Genomic DNA, 17,414 nt, shown 5'->3' with positions numbered 1-17,414 from the left:
TTACATCTCCTCCATAACTCCGCCATAATATCTCTCTGAAAAATATTTCTTTGGCACTTTACCAGCAACCACAATATATTTTTTCTTTTCAAGCTCCTCATTAAGTCTCTTAATAATCTTGTAAGCCTGACCTCTTGATACTCCAAGCATCTGTGATACATCATCTGCAGTAAAATATATTTTGTTCATATTAGTAATCTCCTGATATTTAATATTATCGAGAAAACTGTGCACTGATTTCTTTCGATGATGTTATGATATTCCTTACTGGAGCATATTTCGATTTGCCTAAGATAAACTTATTTTGCCTTATTATTTCTGCTACTCCTAACAAAAAATTGCTAACATCGCATAAATGTCTACCCTATAATTCTGCAATTCCACTATTTAACACACAAACACTCATTATTTCTATAATGTCTTTATCCAACTCGGCATAATAACATTGTTAACAATTTTCATAGCTCACCACCAAACCTTTCCAGCACCTCCATCAGCTCGTCATCCTCCAAGTTAAATAAATCCTTGTCACCTGCACAGTTAACCAAAAGCTGTCCCAAACGCAGATCTGGATGCTCTCTCCATACTTCTTCAAGTTTTCTAATTACTGGTGATATACGACCACGTTTTCTTGTAGTTTCCCCTGAGCAATTCACATACAACATACACCAATCAAACTCAAAGAAATAACAGTTCTGTTTTAAATCTGACTCATACTTATTAACTGCATCATCAAAAATATCGAGGAAAGTCTGTAGTTTTTCATGTGTATTTTTATCATCTGTATAAAAACTTAAAATCTCCTCATCCACAAAATCATCACCCATTTTTACTTTGACTGTTTCCAGCTTAATATAGGTAACTCCCTCTTTTTCTAAACCTTTTAAAAGCTCTGCTTTGAAATCTTTGTTGAAACAGGCACATATACCACCCCGATTAATATAGAAACAAGGAACATGGTAACTCAGCCACATAAAATCATCTCCTCTCTAAGAATAAATGGAATCAAGTCCTCAAATATAGGTAAGGCTTCTTCCTTACCCAATACCTCGACAAACTCTTTATTTATCCAACCACCATAGATACAATAATCAACTATATCTCTTTCACTGCGGATAGTTTCATCAATATCAATAATTAGATAAAATGTCCTCTTTACATCATCTGCAACAGATGGCAGATCATCAAAAAGAAGTCTAGTATCTGGGTTCTTTGTTGAATTGATTTTTGACAACCTGACTGACTTGTCTTTCATAAAATCAATCAACATAATAGCAAGTCTTCTACTTCTCAGCTTTTCTTTTAAAAGTGTTTTTGCAAATATTTTCTTATCACAAATTACACCAGCCTCAAACCATTCTTTGTAAGTTAAGATAACTTCACAACCCTCTGGATATTTCATGTCTATTAATTGAGCTATATCTGGTAGATCTCGTTTCCAGTCATAATCAAACTTACGACAGAAAGTAAATAAGTTTTCACCATAGTCAAAATTAACTGCTTCAAAATCTTTTACTGCAGATAAAATACCATAGACATAATCCTCATCCACACATACTGCAAGCAAGATATCAATATCTAATTTCTTTAAAGCATTGATAACTAAGCGGTCAAGATGCTTTGTATGCGTATAGATACCCTTTTGTGAATTGCTAATTAAAATAAGACCTTCCTGCTCACACCTATTGATATATGTGATAGGAAAAACTCTATCAATATCAGCTCCATTACGAATAGCATATCTATCACCTTCTATGAAACTGCAATTTCTCTTCTTTAGAAAAGCTATAGATGCCTCATCTCGAAAAGGAAATTCTTCATTCCCTACAAGCATTTCAAATCTAGCATACACATCTTCACATACATGGTATGTATCATCACTAAATACACCATATTGTCCTGGGTGGTAAAGAATAACTTTAATCAAGCAAATCAACTCCTTCCATAAAATCACTAAGTAAACTCTTGCCATTGAATGCATCAGGACTAATCAGTCCTTCTGGATGGTTTTCTTCAGTTACAAGAGTAACAGTTACTCCATGCCTATAAACTACATTGCCTATAGTTACAGGTCTGCTGCCTATATTGTTTACAACCAATCTCTTAATTGAATCGCTCATATGGTAAGTGTTTACTGAACCGCCAATAAATTCATAATGACGAAAATCAACTATCCCTGAAAGCTGGTATAGATAAGAATCCTTAAACATTCCCATATGTATCTGATTACTTAAGCGATGAACTTTATCCTCATATTTGAAATGAACATTTAAAATGCCACCAGCTCCTATTTCAATGAATAAATCTCCATTAAAGATTTCCTTCTCTAACCAAGCAACAAAAGAACTTTCTTTTTCATGAGCTAATTTTATTGCTTCGTCTACAAAATGTGGAACAACCTTTAAACGCTCCAAATTGTCTTTGGAAAATTCGGCAAACCTATCAGTCCATCTAATGTCCTCGAATGGACAAAGGTATTCACTGCCAGACATTGTATGGAAAATAAAAGCCTTGTTAGGCTCATCAACCTCAACCGTATCAATCATAGATGTAAGAATAGATGAACAAGCTAAGAACCTATCATCATCCTTTACAGGAAAGCCTCCCAACACAAAATTTTCCAAAATTTCTTCAACATGCCATTTTGCTAACTTAGTCATACACAATCCCCCCTATATTTGGGAAATACACAATCGTGTCTAAGCCCAAGGCATCGTAGGATACCCCCTCCAATGAGAAATCAACATCTTCAATACCATTGTCATCCAGATACTTTGTGAGCTTAATAATAAAGTCCATGAATGAATCCTGCTGGCTAACTACTACACCTAAACAAGTTCTGCCAAACATTCCACGACCTGAGTAGTTTTCGTAAATATTATACTTAGGATTTTTTTCCACAAAATTTCTGATACCATCCTCGATACTCATACAGTCACCTCCATCGGATATAATTTTTTCAGCTTATAAAAAGTGGTTTTCTTAATCCCCATCTCTCGCATTGCTTCAACAGCTTTCATATCCCCACTTGCAACCTTCTCCATAACAGTCTCATAATTTTCTGGCTTTCTCACAGTAGGTCTGCCAAACACAACACCCCTATTTTTAGCTGCCTGTATTCCTTCAGACTGACGTTGATGATTTTTCAGTCTCTCATCCTCTGCAATAGATGCCATAACCTCAATAAGAATATTGGATACCATTTCCAGTATCCAATCCTGACCATCACACTCCATCAGAGATGTTGGAACATTGAGGATTTTCACTCGGATCTCGTGAGCTTTGAGCCACTCCAGTTCTTCTTTTATCATCTGCTTGTTTCTGCCAAGCCTGTCCAGTTCCTTGATAACTAAGGTATCTCCTGCTCGAAGCATTGTATTCTTCAAAGCAAGATATCCCATCCTTTCAAAATCCTTACCAGACTGCTTGTCTACAATGATATTTCTCTCTGGAATGCCATACTCAAGCAAAGCTTCAATCTGCCTGTCAGTATTCTGATGTGAAGTGCTGACTCGTGCATAACCAAATTCCATAATAGCAAGACTCCTTCCATTAAATATTGATTTCCGTTCGTAAAAGTCCCTGTAACTGAGCGAACCTCCGCAAATAGCAAATACCACATTTCTGAACCATTTTTTACCCTGATATTTGATAGTGCGTAAAAGCATGGTTTTATGAACGCAGTACCTACACCAGTTCAGACCGATATAACCGCCTGTCCAAAATACCACCGCATAATTTGAGCTGTGTGCCACTTTTAAAAGCCTCATCGGAGTATTTGGCATTGAACCATAAAATCGGCTAAATAAGGCAAATACAAGCAAATGAACTTTTTAAGACCTTTCCGAACGGTTGCTGGTACTATAACTCTTTGCGCAAAGCTATTGAAGTGTCTATTTCTGCCAAAAAGTACTCAGGGCATTTGGTGGTTATGTATGATTTCCAAATGATGAGCCTTTCTTCAAAGTAGAGAAGAAAGCCAACAATCACTTTTGGTAACAATTTAAGTTTTCAGCCAATAATAGGAATGCCCATAATTCAAGGTTTCGGTAGGCTTGATGTTTCAAATTTACCGAAAATGTTACAATTTCCATCACTTTTTTCAATCAGTTTCATTTTCACAAGCAAGGACACCAATCACTCTTGTGTCAATATTTCAAAATCTTATGGATACTTTAGGATTTGCAATTAGATAGAGTAGATAAGGAATACAGAACTGGCTTGTAGATAATATTGATTTATACACAAATAAAGTTATTTTTATATTAGAATAGACAAATCTTGTTTTTGCATGATTGCTATATTTTCAGAGCCATACATTTATACATCACTCAATTTTCTTGGGAATTTGGGAAATCACTAAAAGGATTTATTGATTTGCGATTGCAATAATAATTCATATTACTATAGAAGAATAGATTGGAACAAAGACTATTATTAAGAGCAGTCACCAGTCCAACAGAATACAACAAAGACCAACTCATTATAAAATCAGAATGTATTATTTCACGATAGAATCACTTAGTACATAATCAGTGCATATAAAATCATGGCAATTCTGATTAAGACATTTTCAGAATAGCTATGAACAGCATAACACAAATGATTTCATATAAGAATATATTTACTTATGATAAGAATGGCTCTGTTCAGAGATTATTAACTCCAAACACCCATAAGCAGGAATTAAAACAAATTTATTTCATATTAAAACGCATAAAAAAAACAGCACTGCTAGGTATCTACCCCCCTTATTTTGCGAGACCATCCAAGCATTCAGAACCAATCATAAACACTTGCCCCTGTGAGCCTGCGTGTGCCATTTGTGGCGAGCGTACCATAATAGTCGAGGACGTGACCACAATGCCCGTAGAAAGCCTGTGTGGGCAGATGCCAAAGCCAAGCCACAAACAACAGTTCCGAGCAATCATACATACTTCATGAAATGCAAAAAGACCAGCAACTCCGAAGAATCACTGGTCTGACTATGCTCATAATATTCAATTAAGCTGTTTTGTGTCTCTTTACAAATACGATTACTCCCATAGCTGCAACTGCCATCACAACATATATTGCGATTGGTGTCATATCGCCAGTCTTTGGTGATGTAGCTGTTGTATTTGCAGATGAAGCGTTCTTATCTGTTGATACAGTAGTATTTCCAGATGATGTATTATTATCTGATGCAGAAGCATTTCCATTATTAGATGAACCACTATTGTTAGAAGTATTTCCATTATCAGATGAACCGCCATTGTTAGAGGTATTTCCATCATCAGTCTTTGTATCATTGTTGCTTGGTAACTTTGGCTCTGTCTTTGTTACAACATAGCTTGAACAATGGTCTTGCTTTACAGTCATATAACCATCAGCATCTACTACGACAGCCTGAACCTCTGCAAAGGTATTGTCAGCATTCATAAGTGAATAATAAAGGGTCTGACCTGCATACTCTGTTCCTGCATAGAAGCGGATGTTTGCTGTTGCTGGTAACTTGCCTGAGTAGTTGAAGTTAATCTGTGATACAAAATTATCCTTTGTAATATAGGATGGCATTGTATCTGCATAAGCACTGTTGATTGATGTAGAAAAATCATATTCTGTCTTTCCATCTACACTTGACATAGTTCCTTTTGCAAATGTGAATGTTACATTGTTATTTGACTTGATAATAACATCTTTAGTAGCATTCTCAGCCAAAATTGAAGCAAATGTATCAGCAGAAACTATCTGCGAATCACCTAAATCAACTGTGTAATTATCCTCGCTTGGAGATGGAGCTGGAGTCTCATCTTCAAAGTTTAATACTGTTGATACACCTTCTGGGAGGAACCAATAATCTACATAAGAACTGACTCTGTTTTCCAATGTGTAATATTTATCCCAATCAGCATCTGATATACTTGCACCATATGTATCTGTATTGTCGTCTCCCCAGGTTTCAAGTCCACTAGCCACATTAAGATTTCCTAAATCATCTGTTGTATAATATACTCTAATGATATATGCATCGTCAGCCATAACACCATTATAACCAATTTCTCTAGAACCCATATTCTGGTTTATACAGCCTAAATTTGAATCTTCTGACCAATATTCCTTTGGAAGAATATTGAATCTTTTTCCAGTAACCTTTCCAAATTCCGAAGTGCTGTCATATATAATTGCAGGTCCACTTTTACTACCCTTCCAGCCTAATGCACCATTAATCTTTGTCTTTAATGAACCATCTTCATTTTTCTCTATTAAAAGATTGCCATTATCATCTCTTGATAAAACTGGAACTAATACAAATGAATCATATGCTTTCCAATATGGGATACTGCTGTTTTCCCAGTCAACATATGCTGTTGTATTACTACCGCATACGACAAAATCGCCTCCAAAATATTCATATCCCATCTGATTAGCAATTGCTTCCATATCAGCTTTTGAAAGCGACTTTTCTTCATAATCACCATCTACAGCAATATTTATTGCTGATTTGTCCGTTACATCAGCAGCTTTTACACTCGGTGTATTTCCAACTGAAAATACAGTTACTGCTGCCATAGCCAAAGCAACTGCTGTGGCTGCAAACTTTTTCTTTCTCATAAAATAAATCTCTCCTTCTTTTGAATAATTTGTAAAACCTCATAATTCTACATATTTTACGCTCATACTCACTGTATAGTGAGTATCTATATAGTGAGTTATTGTATCAGCACTTATTATATACAATTTATGGTAAAAAGTAAAGGAGAATTTTCATGTGCAACTATGGTTCTTTACACTTACGCATAAATGAAATCCTTGCAGAAAAAGGTATCTCCAAAAACAAAATCTGTAAAGATTTGGACATTCCTCGCAGTAACTTCAACAGATACTGCCGAGATGAATTCCAGAGAATGGACACAAACCTAATCTGTAAGTTATGCGATTATCTTGATGTAGATATATCAGCTCTTATAGAATACAAAAAGCCCGATACTTCTCACCATGAATAGATTGTATAAGTAAAGCGACTGAATCAAAAACAGTCGCTTACTTTGTACCTTAGATTATTACTTTGAATTTATCCTGCTCTATAATGATAGCAATACTGCCTGATGCTGGTGGCAACCAGTGACCTTGTAATTGTAGAGCATCGTCTACATATTCCACTTTAAATCTGCTACCTACAGGTTTTGGACTGTACTCGTCATCAATAGGCTCTATAAGCTCCACAATAGTTCCTTTAGGATATCTTGCAGAGTAAACCTCTTTCTTATTGATAGGGTATGACATATTACTCTGCCTCCTCATAATCTATCATTTTATCTGGCATCAGAGGTATCAAATGACTTTCAATAACAGGAATATCTTCCTCTCTTATCGATGTGAATTCGCCTTCACTATTATGCCTTACACACATTAGATTACCAACAAGCATATCATATACTCCACCCATATCATCAACAACAAAACGATTAATAGGATAGTTTTTTAGTTTGCCCTCATCATTAGCAATGACATCAATCTCATCAGTAATACTCAAGACTGTAATCAATCCATGTGGCTCATCATAATTTACATATCTCTGCTCAGCCTCCAAGGTGTTATCAACCTCGGCAAGATAGCCTTTATAAACTACACCCGACAGCTTATTCACTCTCAGCAGATATGCCTGTATTTTCTCCTGCTTCATCTACAACCTCCTCAGCATCATCGCCTTCTGTGTCCATATCTTCAATATTCACTACTTCTTCCGTAGGCTCATTTATAAAACTACCCATAGCTGGCGAGTCCTCATCAGTACTTGCTGTAACATCATCAACCTCAGAGTTTTCAGAAGTTATTGCATCCCAAGTCCATGTATCTTCACTTTCAAAGGGTTTACCTATTTCATCAATATTCCAGCCAAAGTAGTTACACATGGCAACAAACATAACCTTGAGTCTCTGATTAACATTTGCAATCTTAATATTGCCAGAGCCACTTGCCTCCTCATATGCAGGATATAAAGCGTTGGAAAAATCATTGATAAATGCCTTGAAAAGCTCAGGCTTTACATTGTTCTCAATGGCTATCTTTGACATCACGATTACAATAGGAACATTGTTTTTACGCAGGAATTTATTCTTGTTTTCAAATGAAGAATCAAGGTAATCTACGATTTCCATAAGCATCTGCTGTTTTTCCTCGTTATAACTGTTTCTGATACTCTCGGCATATGAAAGCATAGATGCTGCGGAGATATTTTTAAACTCTCTCTGCTCGTGTCGCTGGTCGAGCAATGCCATGCCCTGCATCAGCATCAGCAAATCATCTTCTTTGAGAGCCTGTTTCTCTGTGATATTAATAGCCTGTGTAAAGAAATTGCCTGAAAGCAGAGTGTTTACAAACTCCATCAGCTCATTGCCAAGCTTAGCTTTACCTTTCTGCATTGCTGAGAGAGCTACACCACTATTGATATTAAAGTACAACTTTTCAGCTTCTTCCATCGTATAATTCTCAATAGCCTGTACTGTAAATCTGTAGTTTTTGATAATATCCTGAAGCTCCTCTTCAAGCTCTGAATATTTCTTACCGGCGATATCATATGTAAAACCCTCAACTTCTACTGGCTCAACTGAACCATGCAATGTCCATTCATCATTTAAGAATGGGAACAAAGTTGTAATAAGTCTCTGTTGTCCTTCGAGAACTTGATAGCCAAAGATATCCTTGCCCTTAGAATCCTCGCCTCGCTTATCTTTTAACAAGACAATCGGTGGAATATAGGAATCTGCAAGCATACTCCATACAAGATTTGACTTAAGGATAGAACTCCACATACCACTATGTCTCTGAAATGGCAAGGTGCATTGAAGCACCTTGTCATCAGACTCAAACCATTTCTTCATCGTGTTTACAGATACTGGCAGACTTGATCTATTCATCCATATCCACCTCAATTCCATCGTATTCTTTTTCCAGCTCCTCTCGGCTCATCTGACCTAAGCGAAGCATAGTAGTATCCTCCAGTTCATAGATAGCCTGTCGAAGTTCCTCATCTGACATATCAGATAAATCATCTTTTTCATCTCCAAACTCAGCCTGAACTTCTGCTCTATTAATATTTAAAGGACAGTTGAAAACATCGTTTGGTGCATAAAACTGGATGAGTGAGCCTTGACAAAAATATGGCTTGCTCTTACCTTCATCAAACTTGTACTTTTCCACAAACATCATCGGCTGGAAATCACAATCAGAGAAATCATAATAACCATCAGATAATAACTGCTTCATGATTTCCTTGACCTTAGCTGTTGGCAGATTACCAATCGTGAACTCACCGATGGCAAAGACGTTGCACTCAGTATTCTTTACCTGAAAGTGTAATCCACTTACAGCTTGCTTACTGTCCTTGGCAATCTGCACCAATCTTATATTTGTTCCATTGAAAGGCACTCTCTTTTCAACAATCTCTTCAACCTTGCTTATTTCAAATAAGCCTCCATTAACTAAAACCTTAACCATAATAAATCCTCCATTTCGTGAGTTTAATTTTTTTCGTGTGTTATCTATCACTCTGTTTGAAGTGAATTGCAAGTTATTTTTAAAATTTTTCAATAGAAAAATTTATGGGATACCCCAAGATTGGCTATTTTACAGGGAATTCCTCTGGATTTGCCCTCGCCCACTCACCCAGTCGATTGACTTCATTCAATACTTCAGACCAATCATCGGCATATAGCATTTGAATAGTAGACCAAAGGATTTGTAATAATTTCCTTTTATCATTAGCTGGGAACTCGCTACTAGGACTAAGAACTATAAGCTTTGTAATATCCAACTGCAGGGAATCATGGTCATAATCATACAGACTGATTAAAAATGTAGATAGAACATTGATCTTTTCTCTTTTAATCTTTTTATTGGTTTCTGCACGATAATCTTCAAGAATATCTGTTATGTCAGCATCAAAACCTTTCTGTTTCCAACGCTCTCTCGCCCTATCAAAATAGACATTCCTTGCTCTGTCGATTAGTGCCACTACTCACCACCTCCCAGTGGAATATGAAGAACCACCTTGGCAATCGTAAGCATTGAATAATACACTCTAACAAACTTTGCACTTTCATTTGGTGGAACAACAAGCTCATCACATGTGCTGCATATGACTGCATCATTCATACCTTCGGCACGATAATATTTTGCTACTTTTAGGATTTCATCATAATGCCTTGATGTGTTTAAGACCTGCCAGTCCCTCACATGATTTTGCTCATCTCTAGTTTTAGGGAGCAACAGCACGAAAGAATTAGGGTGCTTTTCAGCAATAGTGCTTAATAACATTTTTCAAGTCCTCCTTTCAGAAAAAGTCCCGACAATTCAGGGTTGTGTGGTATGTTAGCTCTTGCCTTAATTTCTGTAAAGATTGTCTTGAAATTATTCTTGAGAAGTTGCCTGAACTATACAGTTATTTGACTGACTACGAAAAAGGGCAAAAAATTAGAGCCAGTCTTTCGACTGACTCTGTGTTTTTTATTATGAACTTATAGCTTTATTAAATGTTGCTTCAATTAAAATAATCAACCGCTCATGACTTAGAACCACAAACAGGATTTTTTCTACCATTTTATTTCATTGATTTTACGAATAAAACCATCCCAATCGTCCATACAATTTTTTGTTATACAATCATAGACTATACAATCTTCCTCAGTTTCATTCTCTTTGTAATCTTCTATATCCTTACATATAATTTTGTGATTAGCTTCAAATTTCTTAAATTCTCTCCACCAATCATATTCGCTTTTTTGATATGTTTTATCCGCTTTACTTTTTTCAGAAGTAATTCTAGCATTGACTATTTTTAAAACTGTTTCTTTTAACTCTTGAGAATACTTATCAATATAAATATAGTTCCACTCTTTTCCATTTGTGTAAAGAACCTTTTTATACCATAAAATTTCACCAATAAGTTGACCTTCATCTCGAGTCACTTCTTTTTTTGATAGACATTCTTGAATTACATTTATATTAAATAACTTATTACCTAATGCTTTAATCTCAAGACTACCGATAAGTCCGTTCCAATCTTCTTCTTTAATTTCATCTCTGGCTATATCCTTAAAATCTTTATCAAGTATGGCAATATCAGGAAAACTACTTAGTCCGTAGTAGATATTTCCTTTCTTTGACTTTTTTCTATTAAAAACATATCTTTTGGATAGTTCTCCTGTCATAGGCTGAATTATCTCTGTTGCTAACAAATAAAGTTCAATTTCTGTATTGTTCTGTGCTTTTATAAGCTCTATTTCTTTTTGGTATTTCTCTTTAGTCATAAATTATCCTCTTTATAAAATCCTAATTTGTATTTAGTATAACAACCTTGCCAATTAAAAACAACTGGCGATATGCTCCTACCCCCCTAGCTGATTGAGAATAAGAACTTAATGGAAATACTATTGGAAAATACAAAGACAATCGCATATTTTATTTCATCTGAAAAGTACCTGATTACTACAACTACATACAAAAACCACAGGCAATCAACAGTTGAGGTTTTAAAAATGCTATCTATGCTACATACCTACAAGAAATATTCATTAGCAGATAATAACCTTGAAGTTTTATATGCTGCGTATGGGCATAAGAAAAGGACTTGCCACACAGAAACAAGTCCCTTTCACATCTATATTAAATTTTATCAAGAAGCCCTTCTTCATCTATCCCTGCTGCCTTGAGCAATTCCTTTATGATGATATCTACATCTCGATTTATATAGAACTTTGAAATTTCCTTTGTATTAATCAGATAGTCACGATTAATCTCTTTGCTGAATCCGCTAAGATAATAGCTTACTTCAGCGACTATCGCATATAAGGCATGCAAATATGTTGCTCTCACCTTATACTTGTTGATGTACATTGGAACAGATACACGACTCATATCCATATCGTGATACCAAATTCTATACTCCCTGCCTGTTGTTAATTTGATGTCAATATAAAACTGCATCATCAGACAGAGATTTACTGACTGTACATCGAGCTTTTTCTCAATGTGCTGCCCCTTATATGTGATGCCATCAATGATAAAATCACCACTTACAAGAGGTCTGAGGTGTACTCTCTTCAGTTCCTCCACTTACATCACCCCCTCTGAATAAGCATCTGCCATAAAATTCATGACATTGCTCCAAAGGGCATCGTATCTAGATACCCCAAGGACATCCACAATACCCTCATCCTCAACAATATATTTATTGAGGATATCGTCCATGCCATCACAATGAATTGGCATAACTATTATATTGTGGATTTGATGAATCAAATCCTGAAAATATCTATACATCTCTTTTACTGGATTGATTGGTGTATCCAGTATTGCTCGGTACACCTGATATCCAAAATTACCGATAGGTGTATGCAGTTTTTCAACTACATCTCCATTACATCCACCGCCAAATGGATACTGTGCAGAATAGACTGCTACTTCTACCAGTCTATCTGGCATCAGCAGTTCTGCCTCTACACAGATATCATCTCTCCGATTAGCAATGACCTGTGTTCCTACGACAGCTCGAAGCCATACTCTACATGCCTCGACTGCCTTTTCGTAACGCTCCATAACCTGAGCGTCATTTTCTGCTTTTCTTGTTCCTTCATAAACAGCTACTGCATCACCCTCAGTTAACTGCTTTACCACATTAGTTGTCTTTACACCTAATGCTATTAATGTTGTCTTTAAGTTTGCTTCTACCAACATATTGTTGTCCTCCTAATAAAATTTACTTGTTATTGCTGAAGATGACTGGCTATATGCGAATCATCTGTTACACCAAAATGGAATCTTTATCTAGGATAATCCTATCTTAGTTTTCAGCTTATATTGTCAGCCTTCTACTGACATTTACTATGTTCCAACTTGAGTAGGATATTAAACATAAAAAAATCTTATGATGCCAGAAGCTGTCTTAAATTATGAGACCCCTGCGTTTTTATCTGTTATATATGAAATAGCAGGATAGAAAATCCTCTATCCTGCTATCCACTACAGTTACTTATGCATATAACTTTTTAATTTTACCTTCATCTGTTTCATTATCAATATCTGTTACATCCTGATACACTTCTTCCGGCATGTAAATCTGATAGCCGTTGCTAACCTTCTCATCTCCAATAACAAATGGATTTGCATCATTCCTAACATTATTACCACTTGACTTGGTACATAAAGCACCTTTCTTACGTAATGCTGTCATAACTGCTTTAACACTTGATAGATGTCCTTCTTTTACCAGAATTCTTTCAGCCTGTAACTTTGTAATGCCAAGACAACGTGATGTAGTAATCTCCTCATCTGATATAGAAAATGTTACTTCCTTGGATTTATTAATAATACTTCCTTTGTAATCAAATGCCTGTCCACCAAACATACCACGAGCTTCATCACAATCCAAATTTTTCTTATTATTTATATAAAATTCTCTAAGCAATGCATATCCCTTATCAGCAAGATTATCCTGTTCGCTCTCAAAAAATAAGTGCTCTAAAATAGTCTTGCATAAAATTTCATAAACAGATTTTGCATTAAGTTTCACATCAACAACCTTCTCTAACACTTCAAGACTAATCATCAATAAAGCCAGCACTCGTGATACTCTGTCGGTAATAGGAGTATAGTAATGGTTCTTCTTCGCATATGATATAAATTTCTTATCCCACTTTTCAAATGAATTCTTTAGAGTAGTCTCTTCCTGAGTATCTATACTATCAAGCAACAATTCCGCTACTCTATGAGTGATATGACCATAATTTTCTCTTACTGTAGCTTTGACCCTGTCTGACTCTTTATCATCTTTAGTCCAAAAAATGTCTGGAAATTCAAGAACTCTTACTGCTAATCCACCAATTTCCTTCGTATAAGTGAATATGCTTTTTTCTCCACTAATCAATATTGCAGTTTCAAATACATCCCTTTCTTGAAGCCCACACCCATATGCCCCTACTCTTTTTTTATCAGTACCATTTGCCAATGCGTATAATAATTTCTGCATAGCCTTTCTTACTGATTCATCTGCCAATTTTGTATCATCTACTGCTATAGGAAATCCTGTATTGTTACCCATATCTTTTATAACAGCATTCTCTGTTCCCTGAAAATCATGAAACATTGAGCAAATTTTTCTTCCATCTGGACAACCACCTTGAGAAACTGCCAATTCAAGTGCTGTTGATTTTCCCATGGATGTATCACCTGCTAAACTATAAATTGGATTAGCAATTGCCATTCCCCATCTGCTATTAATAAATCCCAAAACAGTAGCAGATGCCCCCATAGCTGAGGCTAATTGCAATTTAGGATTTTTCGATACAATATCTTCAAACAGTTTTTTTATCTTGTTAAAATCACCTACAGGTTCAATTTTTTTATCCCCAACATATGTAGATAAATTATCCTCACAATAACTTTTAGCCCCATGAAATGCCAATTTACCGTCTAGTTTTTTCCATCCCATATGTGTATGAACATACTCTCTATCAGCACAACTTTCAGTGACATTATATTTATCATCTCTCTTGTCGCCATATCGTTTCTTGAATACATCAAAAATTGTAAGATATGAGTTGTCTCTTTCCAGCAATTCTTGGCAATTCAACAGACATGCCTCTTTTTCCAAGAAAAAATTATACATAGCATTTGCATCTAGAACTGTACAGAAATTTGCTTTCAATTTCTCTGCCAGTTGTTTTGCATTCACAGTTGCTCTGTCGACTTCAATATCAACCATCTTTCCTGCCATAATAGAGAATACTTGTAATTTGGTAGTAATCTGAGAAGTATCAGTATTTATCTTATATCCCACAATATTAAAATCATCCCCAATAAAGGTAGAGATTTCTCTTTTTCCCTTTTCCTTATTCCATGATACCTTGCCATCCTTAACGCTAAATTTTGTGTACATAATCTTTTCCTCCGATCTCTTAATTTGTTTTTTAGTAAATAGTTTAGCCTGCCACTTTCTCATCCAAAATGTTCATCTGTTCATTAATCCAAAGGAGCATCTGCTCCTCTTCTGGGGTCTCACACTCAAAACCTCCTCCTATAAATAAGTCTGCCAATTCTTGAATCGTTTCTCTGTTGTTCATAATGAATGTCTCCTTTTCTTAAATGATAATTGTTATCTAACTGAACATGTGCACTTGTTCCCTTCGATGATTTGAATATACTATAAAGAGCATTTTTTGTAAGTCAGCTTAATTTAATGATTTTGTTGCTGGATTTATACTGTCTTACTAATATATTTTTTCAGCTATCGCATAACCAACTCATTTTTGATTTTCAAATCATTTACTCACAACCCTGTGCACCTTCAGTGTTGCTTTCAGCGTAAGTGTAATATAAAAAATTTCAGTTTTCTATCAGCCTATCTTTTACCTTTTTCTATTGAAACTATGCTGTCTTGCAAAAATATTTTTATATCAATCGCATAAAAATAAGAGCCTCTCGGCTCTTACTAAAATTATCATATACAATTTTTACGATGGAATCCATTTGGTCATTTCTTCGTAAAACTCTTTAAATGTACGTTTTCTCAAGCGACCATTGTACTCAAAATCTAAATTGTATTTTGTTTGAAATTGTATATCATCTACTTTTTCAAAATCAATGTTCGTGATAAACACGATGCTCTGCGGTTTATTCTTATCCTTATCTCTATAATCAAACACAAACAGATTATGTCGCTCATCAATAATCTTCATCGTATCATATATATCTTTAATATTTATATCATCTTCTACTGCTGATAAAATATCTGTACAATATGCCCTGTCTGTCAGCTTCCTTTTTTTCGTGTACATTCTATCTCTGACAGAACTTATTTCTGTATCTTTTTTATTACGTTTTTCTTCATTTAACCTTATGTCTTTTTCAACATAAGTTTTCCATGTTAGAATCCACTCGCCCTCATATTCGCTAAGTACTTTAAATACATCTCCCATATTTTTTGTGTCAAAATTAAAACGTTCATATTCTGTAATATATTTGGGCATATCAATATATAAAAATTCTTTAATATTTTTTTTGTTATCACCCTTATCCTTATTTGCTTTGTTCATATCTTTTTCACAACAAAATTCTAGTTTTGAAAATCTATCCATAAATGTGAACAACTCACTTTTAGATAATCTTATAAATCTTTCGACTCTATCCTTATATCCTCTTCCCTCATCTATCCAATGAGATATCCATGTATCGTACATAAACTTTTTATTATTAGTTAATTCATACTCTTGTTTGCTTGAATTCTCTTTTTTGCTTTCCGCATCATCTTTTTTTAGCCTTTCTGTTTTCCACACTTCCAAATTAGAATCAATCCAATATTCTGGTAACAGGCATTTATACATTATAAAATATGCCGATAAAAAATAGATATCATATTTATCAAATTCATTTTTGTCTATATATGAGCTAAACAATACACCTGCTAACCCTATAATTTCTGACACCTTCTCTTTCTGTTCATTTGGATAACTGCTCTTTAAAAACTTTTGTACCCTCTCTATATATTTGTATATACGCAGTTTTCTTTTAAATGCAAGCTGTATTTTAGTTAAAGTCTCCTTCGTTCTTTCATTAACCCAAACTTTCTTATGCTTATAACCATTTGCACATAATGCAGGCACAAGTCCAAGTTTTCCAAACACATCTACAATAGTATCCGTAGGAACAACTGCACTACATATAATATGATGAATCATCGCCCTGTATATATGATTGCACTCGACCTGTGCATAATTAAATGGCAAGAATAAATTATCATACTTTTCTTGTTGAAGTTTCATGTCAGGTGAATACATATTCCAGTATTTTTTTCCAAATACATCCTTGGGCAAATTAATATTATTCTCTATAAGTTCTGTCTGCCTAGCCTGTGGATTAGTTTTAATCTCATTGTATATAATTCTCCATACTACAATCTTGAACCACTCTGGATAATCTATTATGGAACATTTACATGGACTAAAAAACTTGTCTTTCCAATTATTTATTTTAATGACAGCATCAGAAAAGCTCATATTTTCTAACTGCTTACAATCATTTTTAATATTGTCTGCCACATCTGAAAATTTTTCATCGGATTTTACCTTGTCAATCGCATCTGTAAATTGATACATATACATATCCTCTTTTCTTTGGGTTTTTGGGTTTAACTTACAATTTCCTTTTCTGAAATTAATTATATCAAAAATGACTCAATACATATATCAATTTTTATAGGTTTTTGGGTTTTGAATATAATAAGATACCCCATGAACAATCTTATCTACTTTTTATTGGGTTTTTGGGCTTTAGAAATAAGTATAATCAAGACCGAACTTTATGAGTTTATCCTTTTCACATGTTCTTTTATAAGACCGTTCTTAAATAATTGGGCAGGAAATCTTACTGTGATAACG

General features: G+C 34.9%; 20 protein-coding genes. 1 reads left to right on the top strand and 19 read right to left on the bottom strand.

Going from position 1 to position 17,414, the window contains the following annotated elements; genetic code table 11:
• From DXB43_RS01370 to DXB43_RS01340, 7 genes are all read right to left on the bottom strand, one after another.
• Positions 1 to 189: a hypothetical protein gene (locus DXB43_RS01370; RefSeq protein ID WP_330381179.1), complete on the bottom strand. Its 189-nt coding sequence runs from the start codon at positions 187 to 189 to the stop codon at positions 1 to 3.
• 269 nt (positions 190 to 458) lie between these two features.
• Positions 459 to 974 carry a hypothetical protein gene (locus tag DXB43_RS01365; protein ID WP_117946267.1) on the bottom strand — a complete coding sequence of 172 codons (516 nt, stop codon included), beginning with the start codon at positions 972 to 974 and terminating at the stop codon, positions 459 to 461.
• Positions 965 to 1,927 carry a hypothetical protein gene (locus tag DXB43_RS01360; RefSeq protein WP_117946265.1) on the bottom strand — a complete coding sequence of 321 codons (963 nt, stop codon included), beginning with the start codon at positions 1,925 to 1,927 and terminating at the stop codon, positions 965 to 967. The genes DXB43_RS01365 and DXB43_RS01360 overlap by 10 nt, the downstream gene beginning before the upstream one ends.
• On the bottom strand, positions 1,920 to 2,660 hold the full coding sequence (locus tag DXB43_RS01355) for a hypothetical protein (RefSeq protein WP_117946263.1): 741 nt from the start codon (positions 2,658 to 2,660) through the stop codon (positions 1,920 to 1,922). Before DXB43_RS01355 ends, DXB43_RS01360 begins: the two co-directional genes overlap by 8 nt.
• Entirely contained in the window at positions 2,653 to 2,931 is a 279-nt protein-coding gene (locus DXB43_RS01350; RefSeq protein ID WP_117946261.1) for a hypothetical protein, read from the bottom strand. Before DXB43_RS01350 ends, DXB43_RS01355 begins: the two co-directional genes overlap by 8 nt.
• Entirely contained in the window at positions 2,928 to 3,533 is a 606-nt protein-coding gene (locus DXB43_RS01345) for a recombinase family protein (protein ID WP_117946259.1), read from the bottom strand. The genes DXB43_RS01350 and DXB43_RS01345 overlap by 4 nt, the downstream gene beginning before the upstream one ends.
• Before the next feature lie 1,471 nt (positions 3,534 to 5,004).
• Positions 5,005 to 6,594 carry a hypothetical protein gene (locus tag DXB43_RS01340; RefSeq protein WP_117946257.1) on the bottom strand — a complete coding sequence of 530 codons (1,590 nt, stop codon included), beginning with the start codon at positions 6,592 to 6,594 and terminating at the stop codon, positions 5,005 to 5,007.
• A gap of 155 nt (positions 6,595 to 6,749) precedes the next feature.
• Here DXB43_RS01340 and DXB43_RS01335 point away from each other — a divergent pair, with 155 nt between their 5' ends.
• Positions 6,750 to 6,986 carry a helix-turn-helix domain-containing protein gene (locus DXB43_RS01335; RefSeq protein ID WP_055174231.1) on the top strand — a complete coding sequence of 79 codons (237 nt, stop codon included), beginning with the start codon at positions 6,750 to 6,752 and terminating at the stop codon, positions 6,984 to 6,986.
• A 49-nt stretch (positions 6,987 to 7,035) separates the two neighbouring features.
• Here DXB43_RS01335 and DXB43_RS01330 read toward each other — a convergent pair whose 3' ends face one another.
• The 12 genes from DXB43_RS01330 to DXB43_RS01280 form a co-directional block, all read right to left on the bottom strand.
• The gene (locus DXB43_RS01330; RefSeq protein WP_158567174.1) at positions 7,036 to 7,266 is read right to left on the bottom strand and encodes a DUF4314 domain-containing protein; all 231 of its coding nucleotides are present in this window, start codon (positions 7,264 to 7,266) and stop codon (positions 7,036 to 7,038) included.
• Position 7,267: 1 nt separating this feature from the next.
• The gene (locus DXB43_RS01325) at positions 7,268 to 7,666 is read right to left on the bottom strand and encodes a DUF3846 domain-containing protein (RefSeq protein WP_117946253.1); all 399 of its coding nucleotides are present in this window, start codon (positions 7,664 to 7,666) and stop codon (positions 7,268 to 7,270) included.
• Positions 7,623 to 8,900, bottom strand: a complete 1,278-nt coding sequence (locus tag DXB43_RS01320; protein WP_117946251.1) for a GmrSD restriction endonuclease domain-containing protein — start codon at positions 8,898 to 8,900, stop codon at positions 7,623 to 7,625. Before DXB43_RS01320 ends, DXB43_RS01325 begins: the two co-directional genes overlap by 44 nt.
• On the bottom strand, positions 8,893 to 9,480 hold the full coding sequence (locus DXB43_RS01315) for a hypothetical protein (RefSeq protein ID WP_055238631.1): 588 nt from the start codon (positions 9,478 to 9,480) through the stop codon (positions 8,893 to 8,895). The genes DXB43_RS01320 and DXB43_RS01315 overlap by 8 nt, the downstream gene beginning before the upstream one ends.
• A gap of 124 nt (positions 9,481 to 9,604) precedes the next feature.
• Positions 9,605 to 9,997, bottom strand: a complete 393-nt coding sequence (locus DXB43_RS01310) for a hypothetical protein (protein ID WP_117946249.1) — start codon at positions 9,995 to 9,997, stop codon at positions 9,605 to 9,607.
• A complete protein-coding gene (locus DXB43_RS01305) occupies positions 9,997 to 10,299 on the bottom strand; it encodes a hypothetical protein (protein WP_117946247.1) in 303 nt (100 codons plus the stop codon). Before DXB43_RS01305 ends, DXB43_RS01310 begins: the two co-directional genes overlap by 1 nt.
• Positions 10,300 to 10,574: 275 nt before the next feature.
• Entirely contained in the window at positions 10,575 to 11,291 is a 717-nt protein-coding gene (locus tag DXB43_RS15235) for a hypothetical protein (protein ID WP_055238629.1), read from the bottom strand.
• A 355-nt stretch (positions 11,292 to 11,646) separates the two neighbouring features.
• Positions 11,647 to 12,096: a hypothetical protein gene (locus tag DXB43_RS01295; RefSeq protein ID WP_055238628.1), complete on the bottom strand. Its 450-nt coding sequence runs from the start codon at positions 12,094 to 12,096 to the stop codon at positions 11,647 to 11,649.
• Positions 12,097 to 12,717 (bottom strand): hypothetical protein, encoded by a 621-nt coding sequence (locus DXB43_RS01290; protein WP_117946245.1) that lies wholly within the window; start codon positions 12,715 to 12,717, stop codon positions 12,097 to 12,099.
• Between the two features lie 295 nt (positions 12,718 to 13,012).
• The gene (locus DXB43_RS01285; RefSeq protein ID WP_158567173.1) at positions 13,013 to 14,917 is read right to left on the bottom strand and encodes a DUF927 domain-containing protein; all 1,905 of its coding nucleotides are present in this window, start codon (positions 14,915 to 14,917) and stop codon (positions 13,013 to 13,015) included.
• A gap of 43 nt (positions 14,918 to 14,960) precedes the next feature.
• Positions 14,961 to 15,101 (bottom strand): hypothetical protein, encoded by a 141-nt coding sequence (locus DXB43_RS15070; RefSeq protein WP_158567172.1) that lies wholly within the window; start codon positions 15,099 to 15,101, stop codon positions 14,961 to 14,963.
• Positions 15,102 to 15,491: 390 nt separating this feature from the next.
• Positions 15,492 to 17,132: a hypothetical protein gene (locus DXB43_RS01280; RefSeq protein WP_117946241.1), complete on the bottom strand. Its 1,641-nt coding sequence runs from the start codon at positions 17,130 to 17,132 to the stop codon at positions 15,492 to 15,494.
• Positions 17,133 to 17,414: the final 282 nt, after the last annotated feature.

Source organism: Roseburia sp. OM04-10BH (genome assembly GCF_003462605.1).
In the GTDB taxonomy this organism is placed as follows: domain Bacteria; phylum Bacillota; class Clostridia; order Lachnospirales; family Lachnospiraceae; genus Roseburia_C; species Roseburia_C amylophila.
This window is presented reverse-complemented; position numbering and strand designations above follow the sequence as displayed.

Bases quoted from the DNA above. Each gene is read 5' to 3' on its own strand.
- DXB43_RS01370 (WP_330381179.1), bottom strand. From the start codon at position 189: ATGAACAAAATATATTTTACTGCAGATGATGTATCACAGATGCTTGGA.
- DXB43_RS01365 (WP_117946267.1), bottom strand. From the start codon at position 974: ATGTGGCTGAGTTACCATGTTCCTTGTTTCTATATTAATCGGGGTGGT.
- DXB43_RS01355 (WP_117946263.1), bottom strand. From the start codon at position 2,660: ATGACTAAGTTAGCAAAATGGCATGTTGAAGAAATTTTGGAAAATTTT.
- DXB43_RS01350 (WP_117946261.1), bottom strand. From the start codon at position 2,931: ATGAGTATCGAGGATGGTATCAGAAATTTTGTGGAAAAAAATCCTAAG.
- DXB43_RS01345 (WP_117946259.1), bottom strand. From the start codon at position 3,533: ATGGAATTTGGTTATGCACGAGTCAGCACTTCACATCAGAATACTGAC.
- DXB43_RS01340 (WP_117946257.1), bottom strand. From the start codon at position 6,594: ATGAGAAAGAAAAAGTTTGCAGCCACAGCAGTTGCTTTGGCTATGGCA.
- DXB43_RS01335 (WP_055174231.1), top strand. From the start codon at position 6,750: ATGTGCAACTATGGTTCTTTACACTTACGCATAAATGAAATCCTTGCA.
- DXB43_RS01330 (WP_158567174.1), bottom strand. From the start codon at position 7,266: ATGTCATACCCTATCAATAAGAAAGAGGTTTACTCTGCAAGATATCCT.
- DXB43_RS01325 (WP_117946253.1), bottom strand. From the start codon at position 7,666: ATGAAGCAGGAGAAAATACAGGCATATCTGCTGAGAGTGAATAAGCTG.
- DXB43_RS01320 (WP_117946251.1), bottom strand. From the start codon at position 8,900: ATGAATAGATCAAGTCTGCCAGTATCTGTAAACACGATGAAGAAATGG.
- DXB43_RS01315 (WP_055238631.1), bottom strand. From the start codon at position 9,480: ATGGTTAAGGTTTTAGTTAATGGAGGCTTATTTGAAATAAGCAAGGTT.
- DXB43_RS01305 (WP_117946247.1), bottom strand. From the start codon at position 10,299: ATGTTATTAAGCACTATTGCTGAAAAGCACCCTAATTCTTTCGTGCTG.
- DXB43_RS15235 (WP_055238629.1), bottom strand. From the start codon at position 11,291: ATGACTAAAGAGAAATACCAAAAAGAAATAGAGCTTATAAAAGCACAG.
- DXB43_RS01290 (WP_117946245.1), bottom strand. From the start codon at position 12,717: ATGTTGGTAGAAGCAAACTTAAAGACAACATTAATAGCATTAGGTGTA.
- DXB43_RS01285 (WP_158567173.1), bottom strand. From the start codon at position 14,917: ATGTACACAAAATTTAGCGTTAAGGATGGCAAGGTATCATGGAATAAG.
- DXB43_RS15070 (WP_158567172.1), bottom strand. From the start codon at position 15,101: ATGAACAACAGAGAAACGATTCAAGAATTGGCAGACTTATTTATAGGA.
- DXB43_RS01280 (WP_117946241.1), bottom strand. From the start codon at position 17,132: ATGTATCAATTTACAGATGCGATTGACAAGGTAAAATCCGATGAAAAA.